Origin of the sequence: Helicobacter sp. (genome assembly GCF_029067145.1) — a bacterium.
GTDB lineage: Bacteria > Campylobacterota > Campylobacteria > Campylobacterales > Helicobacteraceae > Helicobacter_D.
This window is the reverse complement of the sequence record NZ_JAIEFA010000070.1, coordinates 24900-39603: the sequence shown is the minus strand read 5'-3', so window position 1 is coordinate 39603 and position 14704 is coordinate 24900. Positions and strand designations below refer to the sequence as shown.

The 14704-nt window shown below is 37.9% G+C and carries 13 protein-coding genes; 9 read left to right on the top strand and 4 right to left on the bottom strand.

The window, feature by feature from the left end; all coding sequences use genetic code 11:
• Positions 1-248 precede the first annotated feature (248 nt).
• From K2N75_RS07280 to purL, 3 genes are all read right to left on the bottom strand, one after another.
• Positions 249-758, bottom strand: a complete 510-nt coding sequence (locus K2N75_RS07280; protein ID WP_300120238.1) for an alpha-2,3-sialyltransferase — start codon at positions 756-758, stop codon at positions 249-251.
• Between the two features lie 106 nt (positions 759-864).
• Entirely contained in the window at positions 865-1320 is a 456-nt protein-coding gene (locus K2N75_RS07275) for a hypothetical protein (RefSeq protein WP_297679773.1), read from the bottom strand.
• Positions 1321-1339: 19 nt separating this feature from the next.
• Entirely contained in the window at positions 1340-3550 is a 2211-nt protein-coding gene (purL, locus tag K2N75_RS07270) for a phosphoribosylformylglycinamidine synthase subunit PurL (protein WP_297679774.1), read from the bottom strand.
• A 189-nt stretch (positions 3551-3739) separates the two neighbouring features.
• On the opposite strand from purL, the gene ppsA reads away from it, so the two are divergent.
• The 7 genes from ppsA (at position 3740) to purH (ending at position 11750) form a co-directional block, all read left to right on the top strand.
• On the top strand, positions 3740-6163 hold the full coding sequence (ppsA, locus tag K2N75_RS07265) for a pyruvate, water dikinase (protein ID WP_297679775.1): 2424 nt from the start codon (positions 3740-3742) through the stop codon (positions 6161-6163).
• Positions 6164-6294: 131 nt separating this feature from the next.
• Positions 6295-6918, top strand: coding sequence for a phosphoserine phosphatase SerB (serB, locus tag K2N75_RS07260; protein ID WP_297679776.1), 624 nt, complete (start codon positions 6295-6297; stop codon positions 6916-6918).
• A 10-nt stretch (positions 6919-6928) separates the two neighbouring features.
• On the top strand, positions 6929-7933 hold the full coding sequence (locus K2N75_RS07255) for a transaldolase (RefSeq protein ID WP_297679777.1): 1005 nt from the start codon (positions 6929-6931) through the stop codon (positions 7931-7933).
• A gap of 64 nt (positions 7934-7997) precedes the next feature.
• Complete coding sequence (locus K2N75_RS07250) at positions 7998-8534, top strand: 50S ribosomal protein L25/general stress protein Ctc (protein ID WP_297679778.1); 537 nt, start codon at positions 7998-8000, stop codon at positions 8532-8534.
• Between the two features lie 4 nt (positions 8535-8538).
• Complete coding sequence (gene pth / locus K2N75_RS07245; RefSeq protein WP_297679779.1) at positions 8539-9126, top strand: aminoacyl-tRNA hydrolase; 588 nt, start codon at positions 8539-8541, stop codon at positions 9124-9126.
• A complete protein-coding gene (locus K2N75_RS07240; RefSeq protein WP_297679780.1) occupies positions 9123-10196 on the top strand; it encodes an LptF/LptG family permease in 1074 nt (357 codons plus the stop codon). Before pth ends, K2N75_RS07240 begins: the two co-directional genes overlap by 4 nt.
• A 21-nt stretch (positions 10197-10217) precedes the next feature.
• Positions 10218-11750, top strand: coding sequence for a bifunctional phosphoribosylaminoimidazolecarboxamide formyltransferase/IMP cyclohydrolase (purH, locus tag K2N75_RS07235; protein ID WP_297679781.1), 1533 nt, complete (start codon positions 10218-10220; stop codon positions 11748-11750).
• A 148-nt stretch (positions 11751-11898) separates the two neighbouring features.
• Here the strand turns inward: purH and der are convergent, their stop codons facing one another.
• A complete protein-coding gene (der, locus tag K2N75_RS07230) occupies positions 11899-13281 on the bottom strand; it encodes a ribosome biogenesis GTPase Der (protein ID WP_297679782.1) in 1383 nt (460 codons plus the stop codon).
• 118 nt (positions 13282-13399) lie between these two features.
• Here der and K2N75_RS07225 point away from each other — a divergent pair, with 118 nt between their 5' ends.
• Entirely contained in the window at positions 13400-14293 is an 894-nt protein-coding gene (locus K2N75_RS07225; RefSeq protein WP_297679783.1) for a DMT family transporter, read from the top strand.
• A 104-nt stretch (positions 14294-14397) separates the two neighbouring features.
• On the top strand, positions 14398-14703 hold the full coding sequence (locus tag K2N75_RS07220) for an ATP-dependent Clp protease adaptor ClpS (protein WP_297679784.1): 306 nt from the start codon (positions 14398-14400) through the stop codon (positions 14701-14703).
• Position 14704: the final 1 nt, after the last annotated feature.

Below are 14704 nucleotides of genomic sequence, written 5' to 3'. Positions count from 1 at the left end.
ACTCCGCGTTGAAACTATTGCGTTTTTTATTAATTTTACCATAACAGAATTTAACAAGCGGCTCAAACAAAATAGACGGAACACTCTTTAAATGCCGCATTTTACCATAAAAGAATTTAACAAGCGGCTAAAACTTCCCGTTGTAAGTGCTTGTGAAATTCCCAATTTTACCATAAAAGAATTTAACAAGCGGCTAAAACTAGAAAATTTCTTTTATTTACAATGATATGATTTTACCATAAAAGAATTTAACAAGCGGCTAAAACATTTGGTTGATAGGTGTCAAACCCTGCTAGGTAGATTTTCTTATAACCTAAGGCACAAGCAAGTGCTATGGTATAAATTCCTGTTCTTTCTATCAAATGAGTATCTAAATATAGTTTTCTAAAGCTATGAAAAGCAAGGAAAGGATAAATTTCTTTAATTTCTAGTGGATTAAGAGCGTCTGGGAATAATGCTTTAAAATTTTTTTTGAGATAATTGATTTCTTTTTCAAATATACATTGAATATCATAGAAAGCGCAAGCAATAGTATCAATTTGATATTCCTTTTTTTGTTTAAGTTGATGCATTGCGTAATAGTACTGAAAAAAGTTTGCAGGAAAAGTCGTACAAACTTTTACCTTATCACCTAGATAGTATTGTTCTTCAAAATAAAAAAAATTAACCCTAAAAACATCAAAATTCTTAGGAAGTCTAGAATAATCAATTTGTTTTAAGCTTGGTCCACCACCAGCAATAATTGCATTATCAAACATTAATATCATGCGCTCCTTGTTTTAGATGAGAATTCGAATTTTATCTAATTTAAAATAAAATTAATAGTCTAAAAGGAAAGATTCTCATTGTTTGCAAACAATAATGTCAAAACATCTTGAACCCAAGCAAAATACATTTGTCAAAGTAGGGGAGGACACACATTGCTTTGATGTCCCTGTCAATCCCAATATCACGCAAAGTCTCATAATAACGAATATCAAATTGCAAATGACTATTTGCAGTCGTAGAGATTCCAACCCCGCTTTGTTCATTAAAATAGATAAACCACGAAATCTTGCTAAACACCAATACAAGCGCGTGCATCTTATCTAGTGCCTCCCTTTCTTTAAGGGATAATGAGTGATACCCCTCACGACTGACAACGATACGATGACGAAATCGCACGAAATTGCGCTCCAGTGTTTGTTTATGCACTTGAGTATAAAATTGGTCAAAGTCCATAAAATTGGGTTGTATCAGCGAAGTTTTAGAATCCTGCGCATAAGACAATAAGGGAAATAAGAAAAATAGGGCTTTAAAGCAATCTTTAAGATTCCACAATGGAATCTTAAAACAAGAACTAAAGCGCTTCCACAATGTTTTGGAATTGTTGATAAAAGATTTGATTTGCATTGTGGAGTGGTATTGTAATGTCGCCAATCTGGAGCGTTTCTCCGCCGAGTGTTGCGACTTTGGTTAGCTTCAAGTTTGAATTTTGGAGCAAAGGAGTGAGTTTTTCAAGATTTTGCGATTCTATGGCAAGTAGAATCTGTGTCGGTGCTTCACCAAAAAGTTCATCAAAGCTAAACTTTGCTGTGGTTGTAACGCCAATATTTCCTCTTATGCAAGCTTTGGCTAATGCCATTGCCAAGCCCCCTTGATAAATATCCACCGCTGCTTTAAGCAATCCATATTCATTAGCGACATTGAGAAAATTCCACAAGAAAAGCTCATCTTGTAAATTGATTTTTGCAATTTCGCTCTTAAAAGATTCTCCAAAATATTTTGCGACCAAGCTCGCGCCAAATTTTGGCTGGATTCCCTGCGGAGCAAGGCGATAGATTTCCAATCCCGCTTCTTTGAAATGTGAGGAAAGGACATTATCTACCGCGTCAATTACGCCCACTCCCGCAATGCTTGGTGTAGGATAAATATCTTTACCATTGGTTTGGTTATAGAGACTGACATTACCGCTAACAACAGGTGTATTAAGGGCTTTGCAAGCTTCTTTAATGCCTTCGCAGGATTCTTTGAATTGCCACATTACTTCTGGATTCTCTGGGCTGCCAAAGTTCAAACAATCCGTGATTGCTAAAGCGCGTCCGCCACGCAAGGCAATATCGCGCCCGACTTTTGCCACAGCTTGCTTTGCCCCCTCTCTTGGATTGAGATAGCATAATCGGCTTTGGCACGCGACACTCATTCCTAAACCTTTGCCATTTTCCTTAACACGAATCACACTTGCACCGCCCGCGCCACTAGGAATAATTGTATTGGTTTGCACGGTGGAATCGTATTGTGTATAAACCCAAGCTTTGTCGCAGATTTCCGGGCTTTTAAGCAGGGATTCAAAAACTTTTTGAGATTCCTGCGCACGCAAACTTTTCTCATCCAAAGGTGCGATAGAATCCAAATAATGCGGATTTTCACTCACGGGTCTTTCTAGCACAGGTGCTTTTTCACTCAAAGGAGCGATAGGAATCTCCGCACATTTTTCATTATACCAAAAGAGTTCCATTTTGCCGCTATTAGTTACTTCACCGATAATTGCGCAATCCAATTCCCATTTGGAAAAAATTTCTATGATTCTTGCCTCACAGCCTTTTTTAGCGCAGATTAGCATTCGCTCTTGGGATTCGCTAAGCATTAGTTCATAAGGCGTCATTCCTGCCTCTCGCATAGGCACTTTATCTAAGTGCATTACCATTCCGCTTCCACTGCGTCCTGCCATTTCAAAGCTAGAGCTTGTAAGTCCTGCTGCTCCCATATCTTGGATTCCAACAATCAAATCTTGTTTAAAAAGTTCCAAACAAGCCTCCAAAAGTAACTTTTCAGTAAAAGGGTCGCCTACTTGCACTGTTGGGCGCAAAGATTTGGAATCCTCACTAAAGGAATCACTACTCATTACCGCTCCGCCCAATCCATCGCGCCCCGTTTTAGAACCAACATAAATCACAGGGTTTCCGATTCCCTCTGCTTTACCATAAAAGATTTCATCATTTTTAACGATTCCAAGAGAAAAGGCATTGACAAGAATATTTCCCTCATAACTAGGCTCAAAACTCATTTCCCCACCAATAGTTGGCACACCCATACAATTTCCATAACCCCCGATTCCAGCGACAACGCCACGCAACAAATAGCGGTGCTTCGCTCCTATGGAATCCTTTTTGGTAATATCGCCAAAACGAATGGAGTTTAGGCTTGCGACAACTCTTGCTCCCATTGTAAAAATATCGCGCATAATCCCGCCTACACCCGTTGCAGCCCCCGCATAGGGTTCAATGAAGCTTGGGTGATTGTGCGATTCCATTTTAAAGACTGCTCCATATCCTCCGCCAATATCAATGACGCCAGCGTTTTCTCCAGGTCCTTGAATCACCCAAGGAGCGCGTGTAGGAAAGCCATTAAGATAAATTTTGCTAGATTTATAACTACAATGTTCGCTCCACATAGCCGAAAAAATACCAAGTTCTACGAGATTAGGTTCTCGTCCTAAGATACCTAAAATCTTTTGATAATCCTCTTGTGTTAATTTATGCTGCTTCAAGACTTGGGATAGGTTTTTCATTTTGTTCCTTACAATAAAAAATGCAATTTTGTGTCTTTGATGTGTAAAATTTGCAAAATCAATGAAAGTTTATCAAATGACGCATAAAGTATAGATAAACTAAGATTGAGATAAAGTTAAATTCAGTAAAATATTCGCGTTTTATTTTTAAAACAATTTTTCAGCAGGAATTTTAAGGAGAAATCTAAGATGAAATACATCAAGTTTTTCAAAGAGCTAAACAACAAAGATGTCCCTATTGTTGGGGGAAAAAATGCAAGTATCGGAGAAATGTTTCAAGAGCTTGTGCCAATGGGAATCAAAGTTCCCAATGGTTTTGCGATTACAAGTGAGGCATATTGGTATTTGCTAGATAGTGCAGGGATTCGAGAGAAAATCAAAGAATTGCTTGATGGGATTGATGTAACCGAAATTGATGTATTAAACGTTCGCTCCAAAAAAATTCGCGATATGATTTTTGGCACACCATTGCCAGAAGATTTGCGCAAAGAGATTTTAGAAGCCTATAAAATCTTGAGTGAAGAATATAAAATGGAAGAAGCTGATGTGGCAGTCAGAAGCTCTGCAACCGCAGAGGATTTGCCCGATGCGAGTTTTGCGGGGCAGCAAGACACTTATTTGAGTGTGCAAGGTCAAACAGAGCTAATCCACTATGTGAAATCTTGCTTTGCCTCACTTTTTACAGACAGAGCAGTGAGTTATCGTGCCTCAAGGGGATTTGACCATTTTAAGGTTGCCCTTTCTGTCGGAGTGCAAAAAATGGTGCGTTCGGACAAGGGAAGCTCGGGAGTTATGTTTAGCATTGACACAGAGACAGGCTTCAAAGACGCAGTCTTTATTACTTCTAGTTGGGGGCTCGGAGAAAATGTCGTGGGTGGAACCGTGAATCCTGACGAATTTTATGTTTTTAAGCCTTCTTTAGAGCTAGGAAAACGACCGATTCTAAAGCGTCAGCTAGGATTTAAAAATATTAAAATGGTGTATGCAGCCTCGGGCGCAAAACACCCAACAAAAAACATTGAAACAACAGAAGAAGAACTTAAAAGCTTTTCATTAGAAGATGACGAAGTGCTAACTTTGGCTCGTTATGCAATGTTAATTGAAAGACACTATTCTAAGGAAGCAGGTGAATATCGTCCAATGGATATGGAATGGGCAAAAGATGGAAATAGCGGAGAAATTTTCATCGTGCAAGCGCGTCCTGAAACCGTGCAAAGCCAAAAAATGAAAAAACAAAGTAATACTTTTGAAAAATATTTCCTTAAAGATAAAGGCGACAAAGAAATTCTGCTAACAGGTAAAGCAGTGGGTGGCAAGATTGGAATCGGAAAAATCCGTGTGATTGACAATATTTCCAATATGGGTGAATTAAAACAAGGAGAGATTCTTGTAACTGATAACACAGACCCCGATTGGGAACCTGCGATGAAAAAAGCAGCAGCAGTGATTACGAATCGTGGAGGGCGCACTTGCCACGCTGCGATTGTCGCACGCGAAATTGGTGTGCCAGCAATTGTTGGGGCAGTGGGTGCCACAGAAAAGTTAGAAACAGGTATGGAGGTTACCGTTTCTTGTGCAGAAGGCGAAGATGGCTTTGTTTATAATGGTATTTATGAATATGAAGTAGAAAAAATTGACTTGAGTGCATTGGAACAACCAAAAACTAAAATCTATATGAATATCGGGAATCCCGAAAAAGCCTTTTCATTTTCTATGATTCCAAATAATGGTGTAGGGCTTGCTAGAATGGAATTTATTATTAATAATTATATCAAAGCACACCCTTTGGCATTGATTGATTTGCACAATGGTAATAAGGAATTTGATGGCGTAGAAAGCGTAAGAGAGATTATGTCAGGCTATGCGAATCCAAAAGACTTTTTTGTCAAAAAGATTGCAGAGGGTGTTGGAATGATTGCTTCTGCTTTTTATCCCAAACCTGTTATTGTGCGCACAAGCGACTTTAAGTCCAACGAATATTGCCGTATGGTGGGCGGAAAGGATTATGAGCCTAACGAAGAGAATCCAATGATTGGTTATCGTGGAGCAAGTCGCTATTATTCTGAACAATACCGACAAGCGTTTGAATGGGAATGTGAAGCACTTGCTATGGCGCGAAATGAAATGGGATTTTCTAATATGAAAATTATGATTCCATTCCTAAGAACACCTGAAGAAGGGCGCAGAGTGCTTGATATTATGCGCAAAAATGGCTTGGTACAAGGGGAAAATGGTTTAGAAATTTATGTAATGTGTGAATTGCCAGTCAATGTGATTTTAGCGGACGAATTTTTGCAACTCTTTGATGGATTTTCTATCGGTTCTAACGACTTAACACAACTTACTTTGGGAGTGGATAGAGATGGTGAGCTAGTAAGCCATATTTTTGATGAACGCAATCCAGCATTATTAAAAATGTTTAAAATGGCAATTGAATCTTGTAAAAAACACAATAAATACTGCGGAATCTGCGGACAAGCCCCGAGTGATTATCCAGAAATTGCAGAATTTTTGGTAGAAAATGGTATTACTTCTATTTCTCTTAATCCCGATTCTATGATTGAAACTTGGGATAGAATTGTTCAGCTTGAAAAGAAACTCGGAATCTCTTAACGGCTAAAAGTAGGGCTTTAAAGCTCTGCTTGCTTTAAAAAACCTAAAAAAATAAATTAAACTTCGTTTTTGAAATACTTTTATATTTTTGACGTTGTATAATAGTTATTATTTTAAAATTAAGGATTGGTTTGAAACTTGCAGTGTTTGATTTTGATTCCACTTTAATGGACGGCGAAACAATTAATTTGTTGGCACGCGCTAACAATAGCGAAGCAGAAGTAAGTAAAATCACAAAAGAAGCGATGGCGGGTCAATTAGATTTTTATGATAGCTTAAAAAAACGTGTAGCGACTTTAAAGGGTATGCCTTTAGAAAAAGTATATGCTGTGTGCAATCATTTGCATTACAATCCGGGTGCGAAAGAATTGATTGCAGAATTAAAAAAACGCGATTATAAAATTGTAGTTTTTAGCGGCGGGTTTGATGAAGGAGTGAGCGCAGGGCAGAAAGCATTAGGTTATGATATGTATTTTAGCAATATTTTACATCGTAAAAATAATGTATTGACAGGAGAAGTAGGAGGAGAAATGATGTTTGCGTATTCTAAAGGGCGTATGCTTGAAAAATTGCAAATCCTATTGAATGCGACTTACGAAACAACGATAGTAATCGGTGATGGCGCAAATGATATTTCTATGTTTAAGTATGCTAGTAAAAAAGTAGCATTTTGTGCAAACGTAGTTTTGCAAGAGGCTGCAAATATCATTATTGACAAAAAAGATTTAATGCTCATCAAAACATATTTAGATTAAGGAGGATAATATGCAAGAAAGTGCGTTACTTTCACTTTGGTGTGATTTTATAGAAAGAGATTTTTTAGAAAATGATTTTATTAAAATGATTGAGGGGGATTTGATAGAGGGTGCGACAAGCAATCCAGCTATTTTCCAACAGGCTTTTTTAAGTGAAAGCTATCAAGCACAAAAAGATTCCTTGAAAGGCAAAAGCCCAAAAGAAATTTATGAAGCACTTGCCAAAACAGATATTCAACGCGCCGCAGAGTTGCTTAAGCCGCTTTATGATGCAAATCCCAATGATGGCTATATTAGCATTGAGGTAGACCCTAATCTGTGCGAAGATGCCAAAGCAACGATTGAAGAAGGCGTGCGCTTGTTTAACGATATTGGTTATCCTAATGTAATGATTAAGATTCCAGCTACAAAAGCAGGGTTTGGAGCAATGGAAGAACTTATTGCCCAAGGAATCTCCGTCAATGCAACTTTGGTTTTCAACAAAGAACAAGTAGTGGGTTGTATGGAGTCATTTAAAAAGGGCTACGAACGACTTAAGCAAACAAGCAAAAAAGAATTAAAAGACTTTCCCCGCGCAGTTGTGAGCATTTTTGTTTCACGTTTTGACCGCAAATGCGATTCTATCCTGCAAGAAAAAGGAATCCCAAACGCAACTTTGGGAATCAAAAATGCACAATATTTATATCATATCCTCAATAGTTATTCTCTCTCTGGTGTGAGGGCGCTTTTTGCTAGCACAGGCGTCAAAGGCGAGGACTTAGAGCCCGAGTATTATATCAAGGAGCTTTATCACCCTTATGCGGTAAATACTGCACCACTGACTGCCTTAAATGCTTTTATGGAATTAGGAGATGTAGAGGAAGCCTATTTGCCAGATATGGATGAGTTGGAAGAATTTTTTGCAAATGTGAAAGAAGCGGGGGTGGATTTGAATAAAGTCAGTAAAGAACTATTAGAACAGGGCTTGGAAGATTTTAAAGTTGCTTTTGGAAAGATTTTAGCAAGTTTAGAATAATTTAAATCAAGTTTTAAAAAAATCCGCTATAATGGCAAGTTTATTTTAATTTTAAGGATACACAATGTTAAGTGGAATAATTAGAGAGAGTATTTCTAAGTCTGATGTCAAGACTTTAAGAAAAAATGGTTATCTAATTGCCAATATCTATGGAAAGGGCAAAGAAAATATCCATTGTGCTTTTAAACGCAATGCTTTTATTCGTGAGGTAAAAAGTAAAACAGATTTAATCTTTGAAGTAGAAGTTGGCACACAGAAATATCCTGTCGTAATTCAAGAATATCAAAAAGACCCTGTTACAAGCGAAATTATCCACGTAGATTTAATGCTCGCACAACAAGGAGTGGAGGCAAAATATTCTGTCAAAGTTTGCACGGTTGGAACTCCAAAAGGTCTCAAAAACAAAGGTGTTTTGATGATGTCTAAAAAACGTATCAAAGTCAAGTCTAAGCCTGAAAACCTACCAAAAAATTATGAAATCAATGTAACAGATTTAGATGTAGGAGATGTTGTTCTTGTAAGAGATTTGCCAGCATTTGAAGGAGTAAAAATTTTTGAACGCGATGATGTTGCGATTGTTGGTGTGATTAAATCTCGCTAATAAAATGTTTCTCATCGTAGGTTTAGGGAATCCGGGTCAAAAATATCAAAATAACAGACACAATATCGGCTTTAAAGTCGTGGATTCCTTAATCTCTTCCCTTAATGCCACAAAGCAAAGCGATAAAAACTTTCAAGGTGAAGTTTATAAATCCAATCAAATTCTCCTCTTAAAACCGCAAACTTTTATGAATCTATCTGGAAAATCCGTGCAAAGTGTGAGAAATTTTTATAAAATCAATGAATTTCTAGTCCTTCACGATGAGCTAGATTTGCCTTTTGGAGCAGTGAGATTTAAATTTGGCGGAGGAAGTGGGGGACATAATGGATTGAAATCCATTGATGCTTTGTGTGGCAATGAATATTATAGAATTCGCTATGGAATAGGCAAACCCGCTGCAAAAGAGCAAGTAACGCATTGGGTTTTAAGTGATTTTGATTCACAGGAGCAAGTAGCAAATCCCGCTTTGATTGCACATTGTGCAAAAGCAGCGTTAGAAATTGCACAATTAGAATCCCCCAAGGAGCTAGCAAATAAAATCTCTAGCCTCCTAACTTTAACACCACAACTCCAAAATAAAGAAGTTCAATGAGCTTATTTTTTCGTTATATTGGGTTTTTATATTTAAAATATTTTTTCTTTTTGTTTGTTTCATTAGAATGTTTTTTTGTTGTGATTGATTTAGTGAAATATTTAGATGAGCTTCCAAATTCTGCGAATTTAATCGTGCTTTTGTTAGTTTATGATTTTATGTATGCGAGTCAATTCATCTTGCCACTTTCTTTGATTTTAGCGCAAATCGTGCTTATGATTGTTTTGCTTAGAAATTCACAATGGACTGCGTTTTTGGCACTTGGTTATTCAAAAATTAAGATTTTTTTGCCCATTTTTTTGCTTAGTTTTTTAATGACTTTTTGTTTTATTGCGCTCAATGCAACATCTTTTGCCTACGCAAAAGAGCAGGTGGATTTGATTATTGATGAGGGTTTTTTAGGTAATGTCAAAAGGGATTTATTTGTGAAATACAACAATACTTATATTTATTTTGAAAAGATTTTCCCCTTATTGCAAAGTGCGGAAAATGTGCAAATTTACGAGTTTAACGAAGATAACAGCCTAATATTACGTATGATAGAATCCCAAAAAGCAGTTTTTAATGGGGAAGAATGGAATCTGCAAAATGTTACGATTGCAAATTTTGATAATGTCTTGCAGATTGGGCAAAATCCGCTAATGATTCAAAACGAAGAGAGTTATACAACCTTGCACGGCTTTAAGCCCAAGATTTTGGAAAATATTTATGAAAGAAAGGGCAATATCTCCATTATTGACGCGTATGAAGCAATTATGCTTTTAAAAGAGCAGGGGGTTAATACACAAAAGATTCGCGGATTGTTTTATAATTTAATCTTTTTTCCGCTTTTTGCACCTCTTGCAATGATTTGTCTTGCTAATTTTACGCCAAACTCCAATCGCTATGCAAATTTAAGCCTCGTTACACTAGAAATGATTTTAGCAGTTTTAATGAGTTGGGGAATCTTTTTTAGCTTTTCAAGATTATCCATTAGTGGCTTATTGCAGCCAGAATTTAGCATTTTATTGCCTATTTTCATATTATGTTTAGTAAGTTTTTGGGCATTATTTAAAATGATAAAGGCGTAAATCTAATAAAAAGGAGTAGAGATGACAGCACTTTTAAGTGTAAGTGATAAAAGTGGAATCGTAGAGTTTGCAAAAGGCTTGCTAAATCTTGGCTATGAGATTCTATCCACAGGTGGGACATTAAAAGTTTTGCAAGAAAACAATATTCAGGCATTAGATGTCGCAAAATACACGCAAAGTCCAGAAATGTTTGACGGGCGTGTCAAAACTTTGCACCCCAAAATTCACGGCGGGATTCTTTATCGGAGAGAAAATGCAGAGGATAGGGCAAAGGCACAAGAGTTTGGAATCCGTGATATTTCCTTAGTCTGTGTCAATCTTTATCCTTTCAAAGCCACGATAGAGCGCACAGAAAATTTTGCAGAAATCATTGAAAACATAGATATTGGCGGACCCTCAATGGTGCGTGCTGCGGCAAAAAACTTTGAATCCGTGTTAATCCTCACGAATCCCGCGGATTATGAGGAAGTCTTAACGCGACTTCAAAACAACCAAAACACATTGGAATTTCGCCAAAAGATGATGATTAAGGCTTACGAGCATACCGCGCATTATGATTGCACCATTGCAAACTATATGAACAAGCGATTCAATGGCGGTTTTGGAGAATCACATTTCATTGCTGGAAAGCTTGTCGCCCCGACGCGTTATGGGGAGAATCCACACCAAAAAGGCGCGTATTATGAGTTTGGGAATTTTTATTCCAAGACTTTTCAAACACTTAAGGGCGAAATTAGCTTTAACAATCTCACAGATATTAATAGTGCGGTGAAAATTGCTTCAAGCTTTGGCAAGCGTCCTTGTGTCTGTATCGTCAAACACGCTAACCCTTGTGGATTCGCACTCAAAGACACTTTGGTAGAATCCTACATACAAGCATTGAAGTGCGATTCTATCTCTGCCTTTGGTGGTGTCGTGGCAGTCAATGGAATCGTGGATTTAGAGCTAGCCCAAGAAATCAATAAGATTTTTATTGAAGTGTTAGTTGCCCCACAAATCACGCAAGAAGCCTTAACGCTCTTTGAAACAAAGAAAAAAATCAAACTTTTTGTTTGCGGTGGAGAGTATTTGCAATTCCCCAAAGACACGCAGGATTTCAAACACATTGAGGGCGGATTTGTCTTACAGGATTCCGATTCTATTACAGAAAATGAAGTCAAAAATGCCAAGTGTGTGAGCAAAACACAGGCGAGTAAATCGCAAATGCAAGATTTAGAGATTGCCTACAAAGTTGCGAGTTTTGTGAAGTCAAATTGTGTCGTGTATGTCAAGGATTCCGCAATGGTTGCGGTGGGTATGGGAATGACAAGTCGCGTAGATGCAGCAAAAGCCGCAATCAAAAAGGCGCAAGAAATGGGGCTTGACTTAAGGGGTTGCGTGTTGGCAAGTGAGGCATTTTTTCCTTTTAAGGATTCCATTGAGGAGGCGCATAAAGTGGGCGTGAGTGCGGTGATTGAACCCGGTGGTAGCATTCGCGATGAAGAGGTGATTGAATGCGCAAACGCAAATGGAATCGCACTTTATTTCACAGGTAAACGACACTTTTTGCATTAATCGCAACCTTATGCTTTTTTGCTCGGATTCTACCTTTTCCTTGCAAGGCAAAGCGTGCGTTGCAACAACTCACCCACGCCTACAAATCTATAATATTACAAACTTAAAAGATTCCATTTTCAAAGGCTTTACAAGGATATAAAGCACACTAGGACTCCTCCTCGTCAAAATCATTTTTGCCCCGAGCAATAAAAAGAATGCGCGTTCCGCTAAAATCAAAATGTTCGCGCAAGAAATTCACTAAATATCTCTTATAGCTGAAATGCAAGCTTTTGGGGCGATTCATAATCAGTGCAATTTGTGGCGGCTTGTTTTCAAATTGTGTTGCATAATAGACTTTTACAATTTTCCCGTGGTCGCTAGGAATCGGGTGGCGTGCAGTGGCTTCCTTGAGGATTGCATTGAGTTTTGCTGTGGGAATCCTAAAGGAAAAATTGTGATAGACTTTTAAGATTTCCTCCTCTAGCTTTTGAATGTGACGACCATTTTTGGCAGAAATCGTGAGAATTGGGGCGTATTCTAAGAACTTAAAGCGCAATTTAAAATCCTCCATAATTCCTTTAAAATCCTTGTGCGCAATATCCCATTTGTTCCAAACAACAATCACGCCAAGCTTATATTCGTCTATCAATCCCGCGATTTTCTCATCTAATTCCACAAAAGGCGCGGAAGCATCAAGCACCAAAAGTGCAATGTCTGTGCGCTCTAGCACCTCACGCGTGCGCTGCAAGGCGAACTTTTCTAAGCCCTCAATCTTGCCTCTTTTTCGGATTCCAGCGGTATCTACGAAATTAACTTGATGTCCCCTAATCTCTCCGCTCTCATCTACGGGGTCTATGGTTGTGCCAGCAACAGGAGAGACAATGGAACGTTCGCTTTGAAGCAAAGCATTCAAAAGCGAGCTTTTGCCGACATTGACGCGCCCGATGATTCCGATATTAATAGGTTCTGTTTGCGTTTCCTCTGTGGATTCCTCCCAAAGCTCCTCCAAATCCTCTTGTGCTTCTTGGCTGAAAAGCTGCTCTAACGCGTCATTTTTAAGAGTGGAGAGAATCGCGTTTTCAAGCTCTAAGATTCCACGATTATGAGAAACTGAGATAAAAAATATTTGCTTTGCTCCAAATTCTAAAAACTCCCAAGCCTGTTGCTTTTCTTTGTCATTATCTATTTTATTGATGATTAAAAAAATATTGGGATTTTTGCGCTCTAAGGCATAGAAAATCTCTTTGTCTATTGCCTGCGGAGGAGTTTTTCCATCTACAAGATAAAGAATCAAATCCGCCTTTTGAGCAGTTTGCAAAGAATGCTTGGAGACTTTTTGAAATAATGCGTCCTTGTCCTCTAATCCGCCGGTATCTAAGAGCAAAAAGGGCAATCCTTGTAGAGAAATGGTTGCCTTTTTAACATCACGCGTCGTGCCTGCAATCTCTGAAGTGATTGCTATTCTTTGCTTGCAAAATCGGTTAAATAGTGAGCTTTTACCCGCATTAGGACGCCCGATAATCGCAATGCTTCCATATATTTTATCCATTCAAAAACCTTTAAATCAAAGTTTGATTTTACTTTAAGCAACGCGTCTTTGTCAAATCTTTAGCTAAATTTTAGGCATAAGATTTTACGATTCCGCCAAAAATTTTATGGAATCAACAATGGAATCTAACAAACAAGCAATTCTTGCAATGCTTCTTGCTGCATTGCTCTTTACCGCTATGGGAATGTTTGTCAAAATGCTCACCCCAAATTTGCCTGTGATAGAAGTTGCCTTTGCAAGAAATTTCTTTGGGTTGTTTTGGATTCTTTTTGCTTTAATGCTTAATCCTCCCAAAACTAAACAAGGTGGCAAACCTTTTATTCTCTTTTTCCGCGGATTTGCTGGGGGAAGTGCGATGATGGCATATTTTTATAATATGTCTGTGATGCCCTTAGGTACAGCCTTTGCATTTTCTTATACTTCGCCTATTTTTTTGGCGCTTTTGAGTATGATTTTTATCCACGAGCACGTATCTTTGAAGATTTGGACAGCTATTTTTATGGGATTTGGTGGAATCTTGCTTATCTCCAATCCACAAAGCATTGATTTAAGCTTTCTTGGATTCCTCATTGGCATTTATAGTGGGATTGGAGCAGCACTTGCTTATCTTTCTGTCGCAGAACTTGCAAGGAATTATGACCCACGCATTATTATTGGCTCTTTAATGTTAAGTGGCTCTATTTTGCCGCTTTTAACGCAACTTGTATCTTATGAAAGTTATCCTATCGCCTTATTTGAGCCTTTTGTAATGCCAAATTTACAAGAATGGGGCTTGATTTTGGGACTTGGGGTTGTCTCTATGTATGCGCAAATTTATATGACCAAAGCTTATAGTCTAGGGAATCCACCGATGATTGGGGCAATTTCTTATGTTACTATTTTTATGGCGACTTTGGCAGGAATTATTTTAGGAGACCAAGTGCCACACGGCTTAGTTGTCATCGGTATGATTCTCATTGCTTTTGGTGGAATCTTGGCTGCATTTTCAAGAAAATACAAAAAAGCCAAATAGGTTTATTTTGAAATGCAAAAATCGCAAATGCCTTGTAAAAATCAATGAAAAAGCGTTATAATTAGAGCTTTATTCAGCGTTATAAAGACAAAAAAGGAATCTCCGTGCCAAAAGATGCACAATACGAAAATGCGACAGAAGTTTTAGAGAAAGTTCAAGAACCTATCCGCTATAAAGTCATTTTGCTAAACGATGATTACACGACGCAAGAATTTGTAATGGAAGTCTTGCAAAAAATCTTTCATAAAAATTTTGAGGATTCGCTCAATCTTATGCTGCAAATTCATCACAATGGCAAGGGAGTTTGTGGAATCTATCCTTATGATATTGCCGAGATTAAAGCAGTACAAGTGCGCAAAATGGCAAAAGAAAAGCAATATCCGCTACGCGCAATTTTAGAAAAAATATAAG